This is a genomic window from Pseudomonas sp. ADAK13, from assembly GCF_012935715.1.
GTDB lineage: Bacteria > Pseudomonadota > Gammaproteobacteria > Pseudomonadales > Pseudomonadaceae > Aquipseudomonas.
On the sequence record NZ_CP052860.1, the window covers coordinates 165,429 to 187,610 of the forward strand.

General features: G+C 60.7%; 20 protein-coding genes. 8 read left to right on the forward strand and 12 right to left on the reverse strand.

The features are described from left to right. Nucleotides 1–48: 48 nt before the first annotated feature. The 5 genes from HKK54_RS00740 to HKK54_RS00760 form a co-directional block, all read right to left on the reverse strand. The gene (locus HKK54_RS00740) at nt 49–492 is read right to left on the reverse strand and encodes a hotdog fold thioesterase (protein WP_010166324.1); all 444 of its coding nucleotides are present in this window, start codon (nt 490–492) and stop codon (nt 49–51) included. Between the two features lie 31 nt (nt 493–523). Next, nucleotides 524–2,191, reverse strand: a complete 1,668-nt coding sequence (locus tag HKK54_RS00745; RefSeq protein ID WP_169385909.1) for an AMP-binding protein — start codon at nt 2,189–2,191, stop codon at nt 524–526. A gap of 954 nt (nt 2,192–3,145) precedes the next feature. Further along, nucleotides 3,146–3,595: a phosphohistidine phosphatase SixA gene (gene sixA, locus HKK54_RS00750; RefSeq protein WP_010166312.1), complete on the reverse strand. Its 450-nt coding sequence runs from the start codon at nt 3,593–3,595 to the stop codon at nt 3,146–3,148. Further along, nucleotides 3,592–3,939 carry a DUF4389 domain-containing protein gene (locus tag HKK54_RS00755; protein ID WP_003210547.1) on the reverse strand — a complete coding sequence of 116 codons (348 nt, stop codon included), beginning with the start codon at nt 3,937–3,939 and terminating at the stop codon, nt 3,592–3,594. The genes sixA and HKK54_RS00755 overlap by 4 nt, the downstream gene beginning before the upstream one ends. A gap of 10 nt (nt 3,940–3,949) precedes the next feature. Further along, nucleotides 3,950–4,975, reverse strand: a complete 1,026-nt coding sequence (locus HKK54_RS00760) for an NAD(P)H-dependent glycerol-3-phosphate dehydrogenase (protein WP_169385910.1) — start codon at nt 4,973–4,975, stop codon at nt 3,950–3,952. 195 nt (nt 4,976–5,170) lie between these two features. Here HKK54_RS00760 and HKK54_RS00765 point away from each other — a divergent pair, with 195 nt between their 5' ends. The 5 genes from HKK54_RS00765 to fabB all read left to right on the forward strand — a co-directional run bounded on the left by HKK54_RS00765 (nt 5,171) and on the right by fabB (nt 12,131). Continuing rightward, nucleotides 5,171–7,303: a TonB-dependent receptor plug domain-containing protein gene (locus tag HKK54_RS00765; protein WP_336604753.1), complete on the forward strand. Its 2,133-nt coding sequence runs from the start codon at nt 5,171–5,173 to the stop codon at nt 7,301–7,303. A gap of 1 nt (nt 7,304) precedes the next feature. Continuing rightward, entirely contained in the window at nt 7,305–8,237 is a 933-nt protein-coding gene (locus HKK54_RS00770; RefSeq protein ID WP_081480044.1) for an ABC transporter substrate-binding protein, read from the forward strand. After that, nucleotides 8,234–10,135 (forward strand): ATP-binding protein, encoded by a 1,902-nt coding sequence (locus HKK54_RS00775; RefSeq protein ID WP_010166304.1) that lies wholly within the window; start codon nt 8,234–8,236, stop codon nt 10,133–10,135. The genes HKK54_RS00770 and HKK54_RS00775 overlap by 4 nt, the downstream gene beginning before the upstream one ends. 248 nt (nt 10,136–10,383) lie before the next feature. Next, on the forward strand, nt 10,384–10,899 hold the full coding sequence (gene fabA, locus HKK54_RS00780; RefSeq protein ID WP_003210552.1) for a 3-hydroxyacyl-[acyl-carrier-protein] dehydratase FabA: 516 nt from the start codon (nt 10,384–10,386) through the stop codon (nt 10,897–10,899). Between the two features lie 11 nt (nt 10,900–10,910). Further along, nucleotides 10,911–12,131 carry a beta-ketoacyl-ACP synthase I gene (fabB, locus tag HKK54_RS00785; RefSeq protein WP_010166296.1) on the forward strand — a complete coding sequence of 407 codons (1,221 nt, stop codon included), beginning with the start codon at nt 10,911–10,913 and terminating at the stop codon, nt 12,129–12,131. Between the two features lie 948 nt (nt 12,132–13,079). Here fabB and HKK54_RS00790 read toward each other — a convergent pair. The 3 genes from HKK54_RS00790 to HKK54_RS00800 form a co-directional block, all read right to left on the reverse strand. Next, complete coding sequence (locus tag HKK54_RS00790; RefSeq protein ID WP_010166285.1) at nt 13,080–14,705, reverse strand: methyl-accepting chemotaxis protein; 1,626 nt, start codon at nt 14,703–14,705, stop codon at nt 13,080–13,082. A gap of 135 nt (nt 14,706–14,840) precedes the next feature. Then, on the reverse strand, nt 14,841–15,305 hold the full coding sequence (locus HKK54_RS00795) for a DUF3859 domain-containing protein (RefSeq protein WP_010166283.1): 465 nt from the start codon (nt 15,303–15,305) through the stop codon (nt 14,841–14,843). Between the two features lie 67 nt (nt 15,306–15,372). Beyond that, a complete protein-coding gene (locus HKK54_RS00800; protein ID WP_010166281.1) occupies nt 15,373–16,377 on the reverse strand; it encodes an amidohydrolase family protein in 1,005 nt (334 codons plus the stop codon). A gap of 140 nt (nt 16,378–16,517) precedes the next feature. Between HKK54_RS00800 and HKK54_RS00805 the strand changes: the two genes are divergently transcribed. Next, on the forward strand, nt 16,518–16,934 hold the full coding sequence (locus tag HKK54_RS00805) for an OsmC family protein (RefSeq protein WP_010166279.1): 417 nt from the start codon (nt 16,518–16,520) through the stop codon (nt 16,932–16,934). Nucleotides 16,935–16,998: 64 nt separating this feature from the next. After that, nucleotides 16,999–17,871, forward strand: coding sequence for a pirin family protein (locus tag HKK54_RS00810; protein ID WP_010166277.1), 873 nt, complete (start codon nt 16,999–17,001; stop codon nt 17,869–17,871). A gap of 134 nt (nt 17,872–18,005) precedes the next feature. Here HKK54_RS00810 and HKK54_RS00815 read toward each other — a convergent pair whose 3' ends face one another. From HKK54_RS00815 to HKK54_RS00830, 4 genes are all read right to left on the reverse strand, one after another. After that, nucleotides 18,006–18,734 (reverse strand): dienelactone hydrolase family protein, encoded by a 729-nt coding sequence (locus HKK54_RS00815; RefSeq protein ID WP_008434010.1) that lies wholly within the window; start codon nt 18,732–18,734, stop codon nt 18,006–18,008. Between the two features lie 66 nt (nt 18,735–18,800). Continuing rightward, nucleotides 18,801–20,705: a molecular chaperone HtpG gene (gene htpG, locus HKK54_RS00820; RefSeq protein WP_169385911.1), complete on the reverse strand. Its 1,905-nt coding sequence runs from the start codon at nt 20,703–20,705 to the stop codon at nt 18,801–18,803. Between the two features lie 89 nt (nt 20,706–20,794). Beyond that, nucleotides 20,795–21,247 carry a PaaI family thioesterase gene (locus tag HKK54_RS00825; RefSeq protein WP_169385912.1) on the reverse strand — a complete coding sequence of 151 codons (453 nt, stop codon included), beginning with the start codon at nt 21,245–21,247 and terminating at the stop codon, nt 20,795–20,797. Next, entirely contained in the window at nt 21,244–21,723 is a 480-nt protein-coding gene (locus HKK54_RS00830) for a PaaI family thioesterase (protein ID WP_010166271.1), read from the reverse strand. Before HKK54_RS00830 ends, HKK54_RS00825 begins: the two co-directional genes overlap by 4 nt. A gap of 157 nt (nt 21,724–21,880) precedes the next feature. Between HKK54_RS00830 and HKK54_RS00835 the strand changes: the two genes are divergently transcribed. After that, nucleotides 21,881–22,123: a hypothetical protein gene (locus HKK54_RS00835; protein ID WP_010166269.1), complete on the forward strand. Its 243-nt coding sequence runs from the start codon at nt 21,881–21,883 to the stop codon at nt 22,121–22,123. Nucleotides 22,124–22,182 lie beyond the last annotated feature (59 nt).

A 22,182-nucleotide genomic window follows, 5' to 3' on the forward strand; every position in this document is an offset into this window, starting at 1 on the left:
TCACGGCAATGACTGTAACTGCCAGGAATGATGACACTCACGCCATGCCTATCGCGCCGGCGGGTTCTCGCCCAGCGGCACCACGGCCATGGTCAGGCGCGATACGCAGCTGGCCTTGCCTTCATCGCTGGTCAGGCGGATATCCCACACATGGGTGGTGCGCCCGATGTGAATCGGCTTGGCCACCGCCGTCACCCGCCCGCTGCGCAAACCGCGCAGGTGGTTGGCGTTGATTTCGAGGCCCACGCAGTAGAACTTGCTGGCGTCGATGCACAGGTAACTGGCCATGGAGCCCACGGTTTCCGCCAGCACCACCGACGCGCCGCCGTGCAGCAGGCCGTAGGGTTGATGGGTGCGGTGGTCGATCACCATGCTGGCGGTCAGGGACTCGTCGTCAGCGCTTTCAAAGCGAATATCCAGCACTTCACCAATGGTGTTTTTCTGGATCGCATTGAGTTGTTCGATATTGGGTTGGGTGCGCCACAGGCTCATTGATCAGTCCTTATTGGTGTTATGTCAGTGCTCAATCCTGCCACAGCACGGCCTCGGAGCGCTCGCTCCAGGCCTGAAACTGCGACCCGTAAACGGATTCGATCACGTTGCGCTTGATCTTCAAGGTCGGCGTGAGAAAACCGTTTTCCACCGCCCAACTGTCTTTCACTACCACCAGTTGGCGCAAGCGTTCATGTTTATCCAGCACCTGGTTAACCTCTTCCAGCAAGCGCTCAAGACTGCCCTGCAACGCCTGGCGCCCGTGGCCTGTCGTATCTTGCAAGCCTCCTGCGGATAACACGCACAAGCCTATGGGCGCGCTCAAGCCATCGCCCACCACGCACACCTGCTCGATGCGCACATGCTCGGCCAAACGGTTTTCAATCGGCGCCGGGGCCACGTATTTGCCTTTGCTGGTCTTGAAGATCTCCTTGAGCCGCCCGGTCAGCCGCAAACGCCCATCGGCGCCCTGCTCGCCTTTGTCACCGGTACGCAGGAAGCCGTCCGCAGTGATGGTCTCGGCGGTTTTTGCGGGGTCCTTGAAATAGCCGAGCATGGTCGCGCCGCTGCGCACCTGGACTTCACCGTCATCACCGATGCGCACTTCAACGTCCGGGCATGGCGGGCCGATCCAGCCGAGTTTCTGTTGGCCGGGGCGGCATACGTGGGAATAGCCGCAGCTTTCGGTCATGCCATACACCTCCAGCACATCCAAACCCAGCCTGCGGTACCAGAGCAACAGCGCTTCAGGCACCGGGGCCGCGCCGGAGATTGCTACACGCACTGCGTCCAGGCCCAGCCCGGCGAGGACCTTGTGCCCGACGCGCTTGCCGATAAAGGGCAGGCGCAGCAGGGTGTCGAGGCGGCTCGCGGGCATTTTGCTGTAGACGCCCATCTGGAATTTGGTCCAGATGCGCGGTACGCCGAACAACGCCGTAGGCCGTGCCCGCTTGAGGTCGGTAAGAAAGGTGTCGAGGCTCTCGGCGAAAAATACCGTTTGCCCGGTGTAGATCGAGGCCATTTCCACAAACATGCGCTCGGCCACGTGGCACAGCGGCAGGTAGGAGAGCAAGCGATCGCCCTCCCCCAGGCCGAACAACTCTGTGCCGCGGATGGCTGCAAAGGCCAGGGCGCCAAAGCTGTGCATCACGCCCTTGGGCAGCCCGGTGGTACCGGAGGTGTAGATGATGGTGGCCAGGTCGGACGCAGCCGGTGCGGGATTGTCCTGGATGGGGGAGCAGGTTTGCAGGTCGGCCCAGGTGAAATCGAACTCACCGTCGGGGCACAGCGGCAGGCTGATGGTCGGCAGATCGGCCTTCACTCCGGCAGACATGGCCGGCCAGTCGTCCAGCTTGCCGATAAACGCCAGGGCGGCTTCGGAGTGCTCCAGTACGTGGGCTACGGAGTCGGCGGTGAGGTTGGGGTAGAGCGGCACCGAGACGTGGCCGGCCATCCAGATCGCGAGGTCGGCGATGATCCAGTGGGCGCAGTTTTTCGAGATCAGGGCAATGTGGGAGCCCTGGGGCAGCTCACGGGCTCGCAACCAGTGGGCGGCGCAGCGGGCCTGGTGGCCGGCTTCGGCCCAAGTGAGGGTTTGCACCTCCCCGCCCTTGATGGGTTGCACCAGGAACCGTTGGCGCGGGTGTCGCGCTTCACGTTCGAAGAAGACCTGCAACGGCAAACGAAAAGCGACAGACATGGACGCGCTCCTGTGTGTTCCGATGGTAGCCAACCAAGCACTTGCTTGGGTGGACTATTTCATGGGAGCGCAGGGGGTGCAAGTTCTGAAGTTTCGGGGGTATATCCGTTGCTGCGGTCAGGACTGATATGGGTTCCGCCCTTACGGCGGGTCACTTTTGAAAGGAGCCCAAAAGTAACCAAAACGCTCTTGCCCCTCCACTCGGCACCTCGCTAATGCTCGGTGTGCCCGCACTCCGGCATTACTCCGCGGGCCGCCGCGACGGGGCGTCCCTGCCCCGTCGCGGCTAAACCGGCGTCCTGCCGGTTTACCCGCTCCGTACTACCTGCGTTCGGCCAGCGTGGTTTAACGGGGCGCCTAAGATCAAGATCAAAAGCAGATCAAAAGCAACAGCACAGCGGCCTACAGGCCGGCTTGAGTGGTGTGAAGCAAAAGCAAAAGCAAAAGCAAAATCAAAATCTAAAGCGGGCACGGTCCAACTGTAGGAGCTGGCTTGCCTGCGATGGCATCGCCTCGGTGTACCTGAGAGACCGAGTTGTCTGCATCGCAGGCAAGCCAGCTCCCACAGAAAAGCAGAGCTGCATCAGTTTCAGATTTGGTTTTCGCTTTGGCTTTTGATCTGGCTTCTACCACTCAAGCCGGCCTGTAGGCCGCTGTGCTCTTGCTTTTGATCTTGATCTGACTGCCCCAATAAGCCCGAGGCCGAACGCAGGGATTGAGGAGCGGGTAAACCGGCAGGACGCCGGTTTAGCCGCGACGGGGCAGGGACGCCCCGTCGCGGCGGCCCGCGGAGCAATGCCGGAGTGAGGGAACGCCGAGCCTAGGCGAGGTGCCGACAGGCGGGGCAGAGCGTTTTGGTTACTTTTGCGCTTTTCAAAAGTGACCCGCTGTAAGAGCGGAACCAATAGCAGCCGTTACCGCAGCAACGGATATGCACTCAACCCCAATCCCCACCTAAGGATTCCGAACCCCCAAAAGGCTCATCAACCCCGCCAGCGGAAAATCCCCCTCCAGCTCAGCCAGACTCGCCGTACTCATAGGCTGCGGCTGCCGCAAATGCCCATGCTGCAAATAACTGATCAACCCGCCCACAAACGGCTGATGGCTAACCAGCAACACATCATCGTCATTGTCGAGATGCTTGAGCACCTCCAGCGGATTACTCTCCGGCGTCAACCAGGGCACCGTCCGAATCTCCGGCTCAAACCCCAACGCCTCACGCACCAACTGCGCCGTCTGCTGCGCCCGCACATACGGGCTCGCAATAATCGCCCGAATCGGCTGCCCGATCAGATGCCCCGCACTGCGCAACACCTCTTCGCGCCCATGGGCCGTCAAATTACGCTCGGCATCCGTGCGCGCATGCCCCTCGGCTTCACCGTGACGCAATACCCACACCTTCATAGTTTCGGTTCCTCATCACGGGCAGGATGCGGCGCGGGCGGCACGCTGTGAGCAGCCTCACCTTCAGGCGCACGGGGCGTCGGCCAATCAGCAAACGGCCAAGGCTTCTGGTCACTGTGAAAACTGCCAAACCGCCCAATCTGCGCCAAAAACTGACTCAGGCTGTCACCAAAATTCATCAGCCCAAGGTTCGGCGCGCCGTACACCAGCCGGTAAACCAGTTGCACCACCACCAGAGCGCCCAGCAGAAACTGCGCCACTTGCCACACCAGGGCAAACACCAGCATCCACAGGACACGCAGGCCGATGGATTCGTATTTGGGTGCTGCTTTCGGATCGTTCATCGCGCGTTCCTCAGTTGAAACCACTGGTGGAAATAAAGTCGACATCGGTCTTCGGCTCGGCCCGCATCAGCAACTCGATGACCTGGTTCAAGGTGCGCCCTTCAAACAGGATCGCGTGCAAACCCGCGACCAGCGGCATGTACACCCCGACTTCGTGGGCCTTGGCCTTTAACACCTTCAGGGTGTTGACGCCTTCGGCGACTTCCCCCAGCCGGGTGACGGCATCTTCCAGGCTCAGGCCCTGGCCGAGGGCAAAACCGACCTGATAGTTGCGGCTTTTCGGTGACGAGCAGGTGACGATCAGGTCGCCAACACCCGCCAGACCGAGGAAGGTCATCGGGTTGGCGCCCTGGTTGACCGCAAACCGCGTCATCTCGGCCAAGGCGCGAGTGATCAACATGCTCTTGGTGTTTTCGCCCATCCCCAGCGCAACGGCCATGCCGGCGATGATCGCGTAGACATTTTTCAGCGCGCCGCCCAGCTCGACGCCGAAGCGGTCGGCACTGGCGTACACGCGGAAGGTGCGACCGTGCAGCACTTCCTGCACCCGCTCGCAGAGTGCTTCGTCTTCGCTGGCGATCACGGTGGCGGTCAGTGCGTGCTCAGCCACTTCCCGCGCCAGGTTCGGGCCGGACAACACGCCAATACGCGCCTCGGGGGCGATTTCTTCAAGGATTTCACTCATCAACTTGAAGGTATGCGCCTCGATGCCCTTGGTCAGGCTGACCAGCAACTTGCCCGCCAACCGTTCGGCGTGGGGCGCAAGCACCGAACGCAAGGCACTGGACGGCAGCGCGACGAAGCACAGGTCGCACTCGGTCAGCGTCGCCAGCAAATCGGTGACCGGCTCGACGGCCGGGAGAATCTTGATGCCTTTAAGGTAACGGGGGTTTTCCCGGTTGACCCGAATGGCCTCGGCTTGCTCGGGGTCACGCATCCATTGACGCACCCGGTGACCATTTTCAGCCAGCAGATTTGCCACGGCGGTACCAAAACTTCCGCCTCCCAGGACCGCAATAGGGCGCTGTTCAGTCATATGCAATCCGTTAATCCATAGCAGTGGCGATGGCCGCATTATACGGAGCGACCCGCCTGCGGCCAGCCCCCGCGTCAATTCAAACGCTCGTCGGAAAATGCGACATTTAAGCGAAGTAATTACAGGGGCGACGACTGGCAAAAGGCCCCACCTCAGTTAACATGGGCGGCTATCCGTAATTATCAAGGCCGTGCCGTGTATTTGGGCCCTCCTCCTCGCTCATCCCTTTTGCTGACGCTGTTGTGCATGCCGTTGTGCAGTGCTCCGCTGCTGGCCGACGATCTGTTCCTCGACAGCCAACCGCTGCCGCAGGTGCTGACCGCTACCCGGCTCAAGCAATCGGCCGCGGCCGTGCCCGGCAGCATGACGGTGATCGACAGCGAGCTGATCAAGGCCAGCGGCGCGCGGGACATCCCCGAACTGCTGCGCCTGGTGCCCGGGATGATGGTCGGCTACACCACCGGCAACCAGGCCGCCGTGAATTACCACGGCACCCAGGCGGGCGACGCCCGGCGCATGCAGGTGCTGATCGATGGTCGCTCGGTGTACCGCGCGGGCCTGGCGACGGTGGACTGGAGTGATATCCCGGTAGCCCTGGAAGACATCGACCGCATCGAGGTCTTCCGCGGCCCCAACACCGTCAGCTACGGCGCCAACGCGCTGATGGCCGTCGTCAACATCCTCACCCGCTCGCCGGCCAACAGCCACGGCACCCGAATGAAACTTACCCAGGGCGGCCGCGGGATCAACGACTGGTACGCCAGCCAGGGCATGGGCTGGGAAACCGGCGACCTGCGCCTCTCGCTCTCCGGGCAACAGGACGATGGCTTTGACAGCGACCGCGTCGGTGCCGACCGCCGCGACAGTCGCCGCCTGAGCCGCTTCAGCCTGGCCGTGAGCCAGACACTGAACGCGCAACAAAGCATCGACTGGCAACTGGACGCCAAGGAAGGCACCAACCAACGCCCGTACACCTACCAACCGGTGTTCGACGGGATTACGGAAGGTGGTACCAATTCCGACGTCAGCGCCAAGGACTATGCTGGCTCCCTGCGTTGGAATTTCGATTTCAATCCCGATCACAGCCTGTATATCCAGGGTTCGGCCCAGCAGTGGGATCGCCGGCAGATCTGGCGCGCCTGCGACGCTAAGGTCTCGTTCAGCCCGGAGTTGACCCAGCTGTGGCAGCTCAATCCCAACTATGCCGAGAAACTGGCCCGGCATATGGATGCGTTCAGCAAGGGTTCGGCGCCGCCCGGCAGTGCCGCCGAACAGGCATTGGGCAATCAGGTACTGGATCAATGGCGTAATGGCGCGAACCAGAGCGTCTGCGGCAACATCGACCAAAGCACCAAGGAAAGCCGCTACGACCTGGAGCTGCAAGACACCCTCAGCCTGTCCGACAGCCTGCGCCTGGTCAGTGGTATGAACTACCGCTACGACCGCGCCGACTCCGACACCTACTTCAACGGCACTATCGACGACACCACCTGGCGCCTGTTCGGCCACCTGGAATGGCGCGCCAGCGAACACTGGCTGCTGCAGGGTGGTGCGATGTACGAAGACACCCACCTGAGCGGCAACTCGCTGACGCCCCGGGTGGCCGTCAACTACCTGATCAACCCGCGCCACGGCCTGCGCGCGGTGTACTCCGAAGCCATCCGCTCGCCGGACATGTTCGAGAACAACGTCAACTGGAGCTACCGCGTCACCAACCTCAGCTCGCCGACCTACGGCCAGAACTCCGGTCAATACTTCGTGGTGACCCGCGGCCCGGGCAACCTCGACAAAGAGCTGATGCGCTCCCGGGAACTGGGCTACAACGGCTTTTTTGCCGACATCGGGCTGAACGTGGACGTAAAGCTGTTCTACGACGAAATCAGCGACATGGTCAGCGAGCCGCTGCGCAACAACCAGTACATCGCCAGCAACTCCAACAGCTCGCGTTTTACCGGCACCGAAACCCAGCTCGACTGGCACATGAGCACCGCCGACCGGCTGCGTGTCACCTATGCTTATGTGGATGCCAGCGCCACCAACCCGCTGGACAAACAGCAAACCGCCCGCAACAGCGGCTCGGCCGGCTGGATGCGTGAATGGGGCCATGGCTGGTCGAGCGCGGTGTTCTACTATGGCGACGACGCGCTCAACCAATATCGCTTCGAACGGGTCGACCTGCGAGTGGCCAAGCGCATTGCCCTGGGCAAAGCCAACGTGGAGCTGGCCGGCATGTTGCAGCAACGGCTCGACAATCAGCCCACCACCTGGCCCGACAATAACTATGACCAGCGCCACGTGCTCTACTTCAGCGCGGAGTTAGAGTTCTAGCATGAACCGCGCCCCGTCACGGATGACCCTCTCCTTTACCGCCCGACTCTGGCGGCGCTGTGTGCTGCTCGGGATTTTATTGTTTGCCGCCCCGGCATGGGCGGCGGACATCCTGCTGACCGCCGAAGAAGACGGCCCGGGGGTACAAACCTTCGTGCAGGCCCTGGCCCAAGAGCGCCCCGAAGACCGCGTGACGTTCACCCCGCTCAAAGACCTCCCCACCCCCGCGCACTTGCCGGCCAGCACCCGTCTGATCCTGCTGGACCTGCCCAGCCTCGACTGGCGCCTGCAAGACACCCAGGGCCCGCCGACCCTGGTGCTGCGCATCAGCCGCCTGCAAGCCCGCCAGCGTCTGGGGGACAGCGTGCCACCGAAGATCAGCCTGTTGTGGAGCGACCCACCGCTGGACCGCCAACTGCGCCTGATCACCGGCATCCTGCCCCAGGCCCGGCGTATCGGCGTGCTCTACGGCATCGACAGCGAGTTCCTGCTGCGTGAGCTGCGCCAATACGCGGCGCCCATGGGCCTGGAGATCGTGCCCCAGCTCTGGGACAACATTAATGACAGTCGTCCGCTGCAAAGCCTGTTCAAGAGCAGCGACGTGCTACTGGGGCTGGATGATCCCCAGCTGTACAACCCGAAAACCGCAAAAAACCTGCTGCTCAGCAGCTACGCCAGGCAATTGCCACTGGTCGGGCCCAACGCCGGGTTCGTCAAGGCCGGCAGCCTGGCCAGCACCTACAGCGATCAGGCCGACTGGCTGAACGTGCTCGACCGGCTGCTGGACCATACCCCGTCCGGCTGGCCGCGCTCGTTGTACCCGGACCGTTTCAAAGTCGTGGGCAACCCACAGGTTGCGCGCTCACTGGGGATCGAACAGGTGGACGAAACCAACGTCGCCACCCGCCTGGCCGAAGGAGAAAAACGTCCATGACCTTTCGTCGCCGTTGGGACATCAACACCCGAACCCAGCTCATTACCCTGGGCCCGGCACTCCTGCTGACGCTGTTGCTGATCAGCTTCTTTACCTTCGTGCGGATCCAGGATTTGCGCCAGGAGCTGGACCACACCGGCCAATTGATCGCCAACCAACTGGCGCCGGCCACCGAATACGGGGTGATTTCCGGCAACAACGACGTGCTCGAAAGCCTGTTGCGCGCCACCTTGGCCACGCCACATGTGCGCTTCCTGGAGATTCAGGACAGCTCGGAAAATATCCTGGTGTACGTCGAGCAACCGTCGGAAAAGCACGATCGTTCTCTGTCGGTGAAAGTGTTCCAGGCGCCGATCCGCCTGCAGCATATCCAGTTGGGCAACGACTTCTTCCAGGACAGCACCGCAGAGCCCAAGGCGCCCCGCGCGGACTACCTGGGGCGGGTGATTGTCGGCATGTCCAACGATGCGTTCAGCCAGCGCCAGCAGGAAATCCTGTTCAAGGCCGGGATTCTCGCGCTGTTCGCCCTGCTGTTTACCTTCCTGCTGGCCCGGCGCCTGGCGGCCAGCCTGTCACAGCCGATCAGCGCCATGGGGAATGCGGTCAAGGCGATCCAGCAGGGTGACTACCAGACGCCACTGCCCATCGTCGACGATTCGGAGTTGGGCGACCTGTCGCGCCACATCAATAACCTGGCCGACGGCTTGAACCAGGCCAGCCGCGAACAGCACCAGGCCATGGCCCAACTGATCCAGACCCGCGAAGAAGCCGAGCGGGCGAACAATGCCAAGTCGGACTTCCTGGCAATGATGAGCCATGAACTGCGCACGCCGATGAACGGAGTGCTGGGCATGCTGCAACTGCTGGAAACCACCGACATGACCGAGGAGCAGACCGAGTACGCGGCGCTGGCTTCGGAGTCCACCGAACACCTGCTGAAAGTGATCAACGACATCCTCGACTTCTCGCGTATCGAGCGCGCCGCCCTGGAGCTTGAGCACATTCCGTTCGACCTGGTGGAGCTGATCAGCAGTTGCGCCCAGGCCTTCCAGCATGCGGCCCAGCAACGCGGGCTGGTGCTTGACGTGCCAATCCCCACGGGCCTGGACTCGCTGCAAGTGCAAGGCGACCCGACCCGCATCCGGCAGATTCTGGTGAACCTGATCGGCAATGCCCTCAAGTTTACCGAGCACGGCACCGTCACCGTCGAACCTCACTGGCAGACGCTGGACCATGAATTGCTGTGGTTCACCTGCACCGTGCGCGACAGCGGGATTGGCATTTCGGCCGAGCGCCTGGAACTGATGTTCGATGCGTTCCAGCAAGCCGACAGTTCCATTTCAAGACGTTACGGCGGCACAGGGCTTGGCTTGCCTATCGCGCGCACCCTGGCTGAACGCATGGGCGGCACCCTGCGCGCCCAGAGTGAAGAAGGCCAGGGCTCGGTGTTCACCCTGGAAATCCCCCTGGCGATCTACCAGCAGAGCCTGCCGGTGCTCGCGCCAAACGCCGAAGGCAATGCCAGCGCGGGTGAAGGGCGCAACGTATTACTGGTGGAAGACAACCCGGTCAATCGCACCGTGGTCGAAGCCATGCTGCGCAGCCTGGGGTTCGAGGTGAGCATCGCCACCGACGGCGCCGAGGCGATCCGCAGTGCCGAGAGCCTGATTTTTACCGCTATCCTGATGGATTGCCGGCTGCCGGGCATCGATGGCTACGAGGCCACCCGGCAGATTCGCCAGTTGCCCGGCTGCGCCGACCTGCCGATCATTGCCCTCACCGCCAACGCCTTGCAGGGCGACCGCGAAGCCTGCCTTGCGGCCGGAATGAACGATTACCTGGCAAAGCCGTTCAAACGCACGGATTTGCAGCAAATCCTACAACGATGGGTGCAGTAACACGGTGCCATCAGCCAACTGCGACTGGCGTGAAAGACGAAAGTGCGGCAGTCTTAGGCACCCGAACGGGCCCGTAAACCGGCCCGGTTTATAATTTCAGTGCACAAGTGTACATTCATGACCTTGACGCTGTGACTTTCACTACAACGCAATAGTCTATGTGTAGGCTGCCGATATGAGGCATGAACGCTTCAGTCGGCCGGGAAGATTTGCCCTGCCCTGCCGCATGGGATTATTGAGGAGCTCGCATGACCAAACAAAACGCCTTTACTCGGGAAGACCTGCTGCGCTGCAGTCGCGGTGAGCTGTTCGGCCCAGGTAACGCGCAACTGCCCGCCCCGAACATGCTGATGGTGGATCGCATCACCCATATCAGCGAAGAGGGTGGCAAGTACGGCAAAGGTGAATTGGTCGCCGAGCTGGATATCACCCCTGACCTGTGGTTTTTCGCCTGCCATTTCGAAGGCGATCCGGTAATGCCGGGCTGCCTGGGCCTCGACGCCATGTGGCAGCTGGTTGGCTTCTACCTCGGCTGGCAAGGCCTGCCGGGCCGCGGTCGCGCCCTGGGTTCGGGCGAAGTGAAGTTCTTTGGCCAGGTCTTGCCGACCGCCAAGAAAGTCACCTACAACATTCAAATCAAGCGCGTCCTCAAGGGCAAGCTGAACCTGGCCATTGCCGATGGTTCGGTGACTGTCGACGGTCGCGAGATTTATACTGCCGAAGGCCTTCGGGTCGGCGTATTCACTTCCACTGACAACTTTTAAGGGTTATCCGCATGCGCCGCGTCGTTATCACTGGTCTGGGCATCGTTTCGTGCCTGGGCAATGACAAAGAGACCGTCTCCGCTAACCTGCGTGCAAGTCGCCCTGGCATCCGCTTTAACCCGGAATATGCCGAAATGGGTCTGCGTAGCCAGGTTTCCGGCTCCATCGACCTGCCCCTCGAAGAACTGATTGATCGCAAGATCTATCGCTTCGTCGGCCACGCCGCCGCTTACGCCTACCTGGCCATGAAGGACGCAATCACCGATTCCGGCCTGAGCGAAGACCAGGTGTCCAACGTGCGCACCGGCCTGATCGCCGGTTCCGGTGGCGCGTCGACCTTGAACCAGATGGAAGCGCTGGACATCCTGCGCGAGAAAGGCGTCAAGCGTGTCGGCCCGTACCGCGTCACGCGGACCATGGGCAGCACCGTTTCCGCCTGCCTGGCCACGCCATTCAAGATCAAGGGCGTGAACTACTCGATCTCCTCCGCTTGCGCCACCAGTGCTCACTGCATCGGTACTGCGGTAGAGCAGATCCAGCTGGGCAAGCAAGACATCGTGTTTGCTGGCGGCGGTGAAGAAGAACATTGGAGCCAGTCGTTCCTGTTCGACGCCATGGGCGCCCTGTCGACCCAGTACAACGAAACCCCGGAAAAAGCCTCCCGTGCCTACGACGCCAAGCGTGACGGTTTCGTCATCGCCGGTGGCGGCGGCATGGTGGTGGTCGAGGAGCTGGAACACGCCCTGGCCCGTGGTGCGAAGATCTACGCGGAAATCGTCGGCTACGGCGCCACTTCCGACGGCTACGACATGGTTGCGCCAAGCGGCGAAGGCGCCATCCGCTGCATGCAGATGGCCATGGCTACCGTTGATACCCCGATCGACTACCTGAACACCCACGGCACTTCGACTCCGGTCGGCGACTCCAAGGAAATGGAAGGCGTGCGTGCGGTATTCGGCGACAAGGCACCGGCGATCAGCTCTACCAAGAGCCTGTCGGGTCACTCCCTGGGCGCCGCCGGCGTTCACGAAGCGATCTACTGCCTGCTGATGATGGAAGGCAACTTCATGGCAGGTTCTGCCAACATCGAGGAACTGGACCCGGAAGTGGCTGACATGCCGATCCTGACCAAGACCCGTGAAGATGCAAGCATCAACACTGTGATGAGCAACAGCTTCGGCTTTGGTGGCACTAACGCTACCCTGGTGCTGAAACGCTGGCAGGGCAAGTAAGCCCGCAGCTTGATCACCTGAAAACGCCCCGACTGGTTCGGGGCGTTTTTTTTTGCGCCCTGAAAAGCACCGGTAGTGCAGGGGGGTTGGGGGCTTATCCGTTGCTGCGGTCAGGGCGGCTATGGGTTCCGCCCTTACGGCGGCTCACTTTTGAACAGCGCAAAAGTAAGCAAAACGCTCTTGCCCCACCACTCGGCACCTCGCTTAGGCTCGGTGTGCCCTCTCTCCGGTACTACTGCGCGGGCCGCCGCGACGGGGCGTCCCTGCCCCGTCGCGGCTAAACCGGCGTCCTGCCGGTTTACCCGCTCCGTACTACCTGCGTTCGGCCAGCGTGGTTTAACGGGGCGCCTAAGATCAAGATCAAAAGCAGATCAACAGCACAGCGGCCTACAGGCCGGCTTGAGTGGTGTGAAGCAAAGGCAAAATCAAAAGCCAGAGCGGGCACGGTCAAATGTAGGAGCTGGCTTGCCTGCGATGGCCTCGCCTCGGTGCATCTGAAAAACCGAGTTGTCTGCATCGCAGGCAAGCCAGCTCCCACAGAAAAGCAGAGCCGCATCCGTTTCAGATTTGGTTTTCGCTTTGGCTTTCGCTTTTGATCTGGCTTCTACCACTCAAGCCGGCCTGTAGGCCGCTGTGCTTTGGCTTTTGATCTTGATCTGGCTCTGACTGCCCCAATAAGCCCGAGGCCGAACGTAGGGATTGAGGAGCGGGTAAACCGGCAGGACGCCGGTTTAGCCGCGACGGGGCAGGGACGCCCCGTCGCGGCGGCCCGCGGAGCAATGCCGGAGTGAGGGAACACCGAGCCTTAGCGAGGTGCCGACAGGCGGGGCAGAGCCCTTTGCTTACTTTGGGCTGGGCCGGCATTCCGGCTTTTCCAAAGTGAGTCGCTGTAAGAGCGAAACCCTAAGCCGCCGTTACCTAAATAACGGATATGCCCCCTCCAAAAGCCTAAACCGAAAACCTAGCCACCATGGTGTTGAGATCCACCGCCAACCGCGACAACTCCTGACTCGCCGCACTGGTCTGATTCGCCCCCGCCGACGTCTGTTGCGCCAGATCACGGATATTCATCAAATTGCGATCCACCTCCCGCGCCACTGCCGCCTGCTCTTCCGAGGCACTGGCAATCACCAGGTTGCGCTCATTGATCAAGGTAAACGCCGAAGCAATCTCCTCCAGCGCCGTACCCGCCGACTTGGCGATATCCAGCGTCGAACGCGCCCGCGTGTTGCTCTGCTGCATAGAGCTGACAGCCTGATCAGTCCCCTGCTGAATCCCGCTGATCATCTGCTCGATCTCCTGGGTCGACTGCTGCGTACGATGCGCCAACGCCCGCACCTCATCCGCCACCACCGCAAACCCACGCCCCGCATCCCCGGCCCGCGCCGCTTCAATGGCAGCATTCAGCGCCAGCAAATTGGTCTGCTCGGCAATCGAGCGAATCACATCAAGCACCTTGCTGATGCCATACACCTTCTGCGCCAGGTCCTCCACCTGCGTCGCGTTGGCCGTCACATCATCGGCCAGGGACTCAATCGACAACACCGTCTGATGCACCTGCTCACGACCATGCTGGGCGATCCGGTCAGACTCACGCGACGCCTGGGACGTGGCCACCGCATTGCTCGCCACCTCCTCCACCGCCGCCGTCATCTGATTCACCGCAGTGGCCGCCTGTTCGATTTCCTGACTCTGCTGATGCAGCCCACGGGTCGCGTCTTCCGTCACGCAACTGAGTTCTTCGGAAGCCGACGCCAATTGGCTGGACGAATCGGAAATACGCCGGATGGTTTCCCGCAGGCTCTCCTGCATGCTTTTCAGCGCCTGCTGCAAACGCGCCGGCTCGTCCTTGCCGCTGACCGTAATCACGCCAGTCAGGTCGCCGCTGGCCACGCCCTGTGCGACTTTCAGCGACTGGGATAACGGCAGCACGATGCTGCGGGTCAGCAGCAACGCCAGGCCAATGGTGATCAGCGCCGTCACGGCAATCATGCCGACTACCCAGCTGCGCGATTGGGCGAACACGCTTTGGGCCTGGCTCGCCGCCTGATTGGCACTGACCTTGTTCAGCGTCACCAGCTCCCGCAAGGTGCCAGCCAACTCGTCGGCCAACTGGTTCATCTCACCGTTAACCACCTTGATCGCGTCTTCCAGCTGATTGGCCCGGGAAAACCCCATGACCTGCTCCTGGCGTTGCAGGTAGCGCGCTTCCTCGGCTTTGAAGCGATCGAACAACACCCGCTCTTCAGGCAGCACGATCAACCCCTCGTAGAGGGACTGAGCCTTGTGCAAGCCGCTTTTCAGCTCGGTGATTTTCTGTTCATTCTGCGTGATCGCCTGCGGGTCGCGGTTGAGCAACAAGCGTAACGTCAGGGCCCGCACCCGCAGCAGGTCCTGATTCATTTCACCGACCGCCATCACGCTGGGCAGCCAGTTGTTTTCCACCTGGTCCGACTGCTGGCGCATATTGCCCATCTGCAACAGGGCAAAACCGCCCAGGGCAAACACCATCAGCGCCAGCAAACCAAACCCCAGGCCGGCGCGAGGGGCAATATTCAGACTTCTGATATTCATGTTCGGAATCCTTCCAAAAGCGCTGCATCCACCTGCAGCGGGCTCTTGAAAGGTATCGGCGAGAAACGGGGTTTGCGTAAGACGAAAACGCGATATCAAAACGCCTTATGATCGCCCCGCCCCGGCTGTAGCGATTCAGCGTACGGTAAAGCTCTTTTGCGTCAGCAGGCGGTCGCCCTGGAACACCATGAAACGCCACTCCCCGGGCACGACTTCGTGGTGCTCGGTGAACTCGAACGCCATCACCTCCTGCGGCGCACCGGGAACCAGCTTCTGGGTCACTTCGAGTTTGTCATGACGCACACCGTCCGGCGTGCGAATGCCCGGGGTGAAGTAGAGCAAGGTCAGTGGCGTGTCTTCGGCAGCTTTGCCAAGCAATTGATAGCGCAGCCCGAACTTGGTGCCCAGCGTCGCCGGCACCACGGTGGTGGCCTGGATCTGTTCGTTGCTGCGGCGCAGCACGCGCTCCCCGGCTTGCAGATCGGCTTTAGGGCCATCAAACACGCCGAACTCCACTGGGCCTTCGATACGCACTTCGGCACTGGCCAGGCTGCTGATCATCATCAGCGCCGCCAGGGCGCCTGAACGGGTGAATTGCATGCTGCACTCCTTGTTTGAGAAGGCCGCAGCTTATGACGCAGGGATGACGACAGGATGACAAACCCCATCACTTGGGCTTGGGCAAAATCGCCAGGAAATTGTCCCGCGCGACCTTTCTGGCCACGTCTTCAGGCAGCGCATCGAGGAACGGGTCGAAGCTGCGCATTTCCTTACCGAGCTTGTTGAAGCGCCCTACCACGTCTGAACCGAGCATGAAGCGGTCCGGGAAGCGCTCCACCAGCTTTACCCACTCAGGACGTGGCGTTCCAGCCTCATCCAGCAAGTAAGGCGTGAGCACGCTCCAGGACAGGTCGACGTACAGGTTCGGGTAAGCCTCCAGCAGGCGCGCCAGGGTGGGCAGCAAGAAATCCATCTGCGTCTGGTGCCGGTGGATTTCCATGCTGCTGCCCGCATGGGCCCAGATGAACCGGGTGTGCGGGTGGTTGCGCAGCGGCTCTTCCATTTCCGCCAGATACAACGGATTTTTCTCACGCTTGGAGGTGATGTTGGAGTGCACCATCACCGGCAAATCGTTCTCCGCTGCCAGGTGATAGATGCGGGTCATCGCCTCGTTATTGGCCCTTGGCGTGTCGCCGGAGGTCAGTGCGGTCAGGTCATCGTGACGGGTGAAGACTTCGCCGATGCCTTGCCACAGCCCCGGATTGAGGTCGAGCATGCGCTGGATGTGGGACGCCGCGTTTTTGTCGTTGGGGTTGAAACCGCTGAGGAACGGATGAAAGCGCTGACGTTGCTCCGGGCTAAGTTTATTGACCGCGTCGGCGACGAACACGTCGGTGGCGCTGTACCAATAGGCGTCGGCGTCATCCCCGGCGTAATAGCGCGGGCGCTTGGGTTCGTCTTCGTGCCACTTCTTGGCCACGGGAATCCCGGAAATCATCACATGCTCGATGCGATTATCGGCCATGGCCTTGAGCAACTTGTCCATGCCCGCCGACTCCTGGAAGAAGTCGACGTAATGCAGGTGCGCATCGCTGTAGGCATAGTCGCGGGCCTGTACCGCAAAGCTCGCGGCGGCCAACAACAGGGCAATACTCAGGCGGGTCCGGCGCACAGGGGCATCTCAAACAAGGGCTAAAAAAGGTAGACCTCAAGCCGCGCCTGCGGGTTCAGCGGTAAACAACAGGGAACACCAAGGTGCCAGCATGCTCTATAACTGCATGACCTTCTTCCTGCCACCCTGTGAGGTTTGCCATGCCTGTTACCGTGAATACGCTGAACGCCGAAAACTTCCGCCACAGCGTCAATATCAATAACCACGAGCTGTTTACCGACCTGCCCAAGAGCCTGGGCGGCGACGACTCGGCGCCCTCTCCCCACGATTACTTCGATGCCGCGCTGGCTTCGTGCAAGGCCCTGACCGTCAAGCTCTATGCCCAGAAAAAAGATATTCCGCTCACCGGCGTCACCGTGGAAGTCACCCATGACAGCACCGAAGAGCAAAAGGGCAAATACACGCTCAACGTCAAACTCACCCTCAAGGGTGTACTCACCGACGAGCAGCGCGATGAGCTGCACCGTGTGGCGGATCGCTGCCCGGTGCACAAGCTGATGACCACGGCCGAAGTCACCATCGAGACCCGGCTCTCGGAAGGCGCCTTCAGCCAGTAGCGGCAACCTCCCGTCGAGCGGGTTATGCTCAGAGGCATCTAACCCGCTCAGATTGGGACGCACCATGACCACAGTGACCGTGATCCGCCCCCGCGCCGAAGACGTTGAAGGGCAACCGATCCTGCGCCCGTTGCCCTCCCGGCAATGCCGCAGCGTCGGGCCGTTCGTGTTTTTCGACCATATGCTGCACACCCGCTATGCCCCGGGCACCGGCATGAATATTCGCCAGCACCCGCATATCGGCCTCTCCACCCTGACCTACTTGTTTGAAGGCGAACTCCTGCACAAGGACAGCCTGGGTTCCGACCAGGTTGTAAAGGCCGGGGACGTCAGCTGGATGACCGCCGGCAGCGCCATCGCCCACGTTGAACGCAGCCCCGAAGCACTCAAGGCCAGTGGTTTTGGCCTGCACGGGCTGCAAGTGTGGCTGGCCTCGCCCAAGGAACATGAGCAAGGGCCTGGGCATTACAGCCATCACCCCGCCGCCAGCTTGCCGGTGAGTGAGAACCTTGGCGTGCAGATTCGCCTGATTGCCGGCAGCGGCTTTTGCCTGGAATCGCCGGTGCCGGTGCTGTCGCCCACCCTGTATGCCGAGGTTCGAATGCAGACGGCCACCACGCTGCTGATCCCGGATGAACATGCGGAACGGGCGGTGTATGTGCTGGAGGGTGAGGCGCAGTTGGAGGGCGAGGTGCTGGAGGTGCACAGCCTGGTGGTGTTACCGGAGGGCGAAAGCCTAGCGCTGTTTGCCGAGACGGATTGCCATCTGGTGGTGTTCGGCGGCGCGGCGCTGGACGGGCCACGGCGGATCAACTGGAATTTTGTCGCGAGTGACCCGGTGTTGATCGAGCAGGCTCGCCAGCGTTGGGCGGCCGGGGATTGGCCGACGGTGCCGGGGGAAAGTGAGCGGATCGAGTTGCCTGGAGGCAAGGCTTAAGCGCTTTTATTTCCCGTTAAATAGCCATCGCGAGCAAGCCCGCTCCCACATTCGACCGCGTTCCTTCAGTGGGAATGCGGTCGAATGTGGGAGCGGGCTTGCTCGCGAAGGGGCCAGTTCAGGGAACCGCGCTATCAGCCCTTGAACACTTCATCCAGCAAGTTATGCATCGACTGGAAGGCCCGTGCGGCGGTCTTCGCGTCATACATCATCTTGCCCGGCACGTTCGCGTGCGGGTCGGTAAACGAGTGCACTGCACCGCCGTAGCTCAGCAATTGCCAATCCACACCGGCAGCGTTCATTTCGTCTTCAAACGCCGGCAGTTGCTCTTTCGGCACCAGCGGGTCGGAAGCGCCGTGCAACACCAGCACTGAACCCTTGATGTTTTTCGCATCGGCCGGGTTCGGTGTGTCGAGGCTGCCGTGGAACGAAACGGCGGCTTTCAACGGCGCACCGGTACGCGCCAGCTCCAGGGAGCAGCAGCCGCCGAAGCAGAAACCGAAGGTTGCCAGCTTCGAGGTATCCACCGCCGCTTCGGTCTGGGTCTTCAGGTGATCAAGCGCGACTTGCATGCGCTTGTTCAGCAGCGGCCGGTCATTCTTCAACGGCATCATCGCCGCACCTGCTTCATCGCCATTCGAAGGGCGAACAGTTTGCCCGTACAAGTCGGCAAGCAAGACCACGTAGCCCTTGCTGGCCACGCTCTTGGCGATCTCTTCAGCGCCGGCACTGACACCCATCCAGTTCGGCGCCATCAACAACCCTGGCAGCGGGCCCTTATGACTGGCATCAAATGCCAGGCGGCTTTCATAAGACTGGCCATCAATCTGATAGACCACGGAACGCACGGTGATTTGGCTCATCATTTACTCCAGGTGAAAGGCTCTAGAACGAAAAAACCCGCCGAAGCGGGTTTTTCTACAACGGTGTTAAACCGACAGTTCAACCAACAGCTTGTTCAGTCGGCGCACATAAGCGGCCGGGTCTTTCAGGCTGTCGCCGGCAGCCAGGGCTGCCTGGTCGAAGAGGATGTGCGACAGGTCGCCAAAGCGCTCTTCGCTCTGCTCGCCGTCGAGTTTCTCGATCAGCGGGTGAGCCGGGTTGAATTCGAAGATCGGCTTGGAATCCGGAACCTTCTGACCGCTCGCTTCCAGGATCTGACGCATCTGCATGCCCAAGTCCTGCTCGCCGATGGCCAGAATCGCCGGGGAATCGGTCAGACGGTGGGAAACCCGCACTTCGCTGACGGCATCGCCCAAGGCGGTCTTGATGCGCTCAACCAGGCCTTCTTTGGACTTGGCCACTTCTTCAGCGGCTTTCTTGTCTTCTTCGGAATCCAGGTTGCCCAGGTCCAGGTCGCCACGGGCGACGTCAACAAAGCTCTTGCCGTCGAAGTCGCTGAGGTAGCTCATCAGCCACTCGTCGATGCGGTCAGTCAGCAGCAGCACTTCGATGCCTTTCTTGCGGAAGACTTCCAGGTGCGGGCTGTTCTTGACCTGAGCGTAGGTTTCGCCGGTCAGGTAGTAGATCTTGTCCTGACCTTCCTTGGCGCGCGCCAGGTATTCGGCCAGGGAAACGTTCTGCTCGCCGTCGTCACCGTGAGTGGATGCGAAACGCAGCAGGCCGGCAATTTTTTCCTTGTTGGCGAAATCTTCTGCCGGGCCTTCTTTCATGACCTGGCCGAAGTTTTTCCAGAAGCCCTTGTATTGCTCAGGCTCGTTCTTCGCCAGTTTTTCCAGCATGTCGAGGACACGCTTGGTCAGCGCCGACTTCATCGAGTCGATGATCGGGTCTTTCTGCAGGATTTCCCGCGACACGTTCAGCGACAGGTCGTTGGAGTCGACCACGCCCTTGATAAAGCGCAGGTACAACGGCAGGAACGATTCCGCCTGGTCCATCACGAACACGCGCTGCACGTACAGCTTCAGGCCTTTCGGCGCTTCACGCTGGTACAGGTCGAACGGAGCACGGCCCGGTACGTAGAGCAGCGAGCTGTATTCCAGCTTGCCTTCGACCTTGTTGTGGCTCCAGCTCAGCGGGTTTTCGTAGTCGTGAGCGATGTGCTTGTAGAACTCCTGGTATTCCTCGTCCTTGACTTCGGTACGAGGACGGGTCCACAGGGCGCTGGCGCGGTTGACGGTTTCCCATTCCAGCGCAGGCTTTTCTTCGCCTTCCGCAGCGGCTTGTTCTTTCGGCAACTCGATCGGCAACGCAATATGGTCGGAGTATTTCTTGATGATATTGCGCAGGCGCCAGCCATCGGCGAATTCGTCTTCACCGGACTTCAGGTGCAGGACAATGCGCGTACCGCGGTCAGCCTTGTCGATAGTGGCGATTTCAAACTCGCCCTCGCCCTTGGAAGACCAGTGCACGCCTTCGCTGGCGGCAAGGCCGGCGCGGCGGCTGAAGACTTCAACCTTGTCGGCAACGATAAAGGCCGAGTAGAAGCCCACGCCGAATTGGCCGATCAGGTGCGAATCTTTCTTCTGGTCGCCCGACAGGTTCTTCATGAAATCAGCAGTGCCGGATTTGGCGATGGTCCCCAGGTGGGTGATCGCATCGTCACGGCTCATGCCGATACCGTTGTCTTCGAGAGTGACGGTTTTCGCGTCTTTGTCGAAGCTCACACGGATTTTCAGTTCCGCGCCGCCTTCCAGCAACTCAGGCTTGGACAGGGCTTCGAAACGTAATTTGTCGACAGCGTCAGAGGCGTTCGAGATCAATTCGCGAAGGAAAATTTCCTTGTTGGAATACAGCGAATGGATCATGAGGTGCAGCAGTTGCTTCACCTCGGTCTGGAAGCCCAGGGTTTCCTTTTGAGTTTCCACACTCATGGTCATCAAACTCCAATTGGATGGCAGTGGCCGCGCCCTTGAGGGTTGGCGGCGGGTTGTCATCAAAGTTGGGGGCTAAGACCAGGATTTCAAGGGCGAGCCGGTTCCTCAATCTTGAAATGCGCACGGGCGGTGGCAATCGGTTCAGCCTGGGTGCTTTGCCACGCAGTAATCGCCACATTGGCCACCCGCCGCCCCTGGCGCCACACCTGGCATTTGGCGTAGGTGTCGCGAAACTGGCCGGCGCGCAGGTAATCCAGGGAAAAATCGATGATCTTCGGCACACCCGGTGCACCGGTGAACACCAGCAGATGCAAGGCGGCGGACAGCTCCATGAAGCCTGCAATCACCCCGCCGTGGATCGCCGGCAATATCGGGTTACCAATGTTGTCTTTGTTGGCCGGCATGCGGAACAGCAATTCATCCCCCAGGCGCGTGCATTCGATGCCGATCAGCTTGGCGTAGGGAATCAGGTTGAGCAGCGCGTCGTAGTTGCCGCGCTCGTGGGCCTGCTGCAGTCGGGTCTTGAACTGATGCTTCATGGCTGCTGCTCTCCCTTGATCGTATTACCCAGGCCCTGGCTGCCCTTGAGGCGCTTGCCCATGCGCATGAACGTGCCCACCACATGGGCAATCGGCTGCTGCGGGTCATCCTGGTAGGCGAAGCCACGGGTGAAGATTACGTCGGTGGTCACCCGGTAGCACTGGGCGAAACCGAACACCGGCCTGTGGGGTTCGGCCGGGTGCATGTAGTCGACACGCAGGTCCAGGGTCGGGCAGACCTCGAACTCCGGCAATACACACAGGGTGGCCATGCCGCAGGCGGTGTCCATCAAGGACGTCAGCGCGCCGCCATGGATCACTCCGGTCTGCGGATCACCGACAATATGCGGACCATAGGGCAATACCAGGGTCATGCCGTCTTCACTGGCGGCATGCACCTGGATACCCAGTACCTGGCAGTGACGCAAGGCCGAAACAAAACGCGTGGCACGGGATAAAAGAGGATTTTCGGTCATTCGTTAAAGACTCTTATTAGTGTGAATCCGGCGGTGTAGACAACCTTGGTGAAAGTTCCCTGGGAAAACGTCTTATATATCTGTGAGATTTAAGGAACTAAGCGTTGGGCATAGGCTCGAAAGGCCAGTAGATATCTTCAATAAGGAGAAACACCCCATGCGCAAGACTTTAGCTATTTCCTTGATGTTGGCCGCTGCCCTCGGCCTCGCTGCCTGCGATAAAAAATCCGAGGACAAAGCTCAGGACGCCAACCAACATGCTGAACAAGCTCAAGAAAAAATGAGTGAAGCTCAGGATAAAGTGAACGACGCTGCAAAAGAAAACGCTGAAGCTGCCAAAGCCCAGCAGGAATCGAACAACGCAGCCGCAAAAGAAGCAGCACCTGCAACCGGTTCTTGAGTCTGACGACTTGAACACCGTGGCTTGAAAAGTCATGTTGCAAAAGAAAGCCCGCCAAG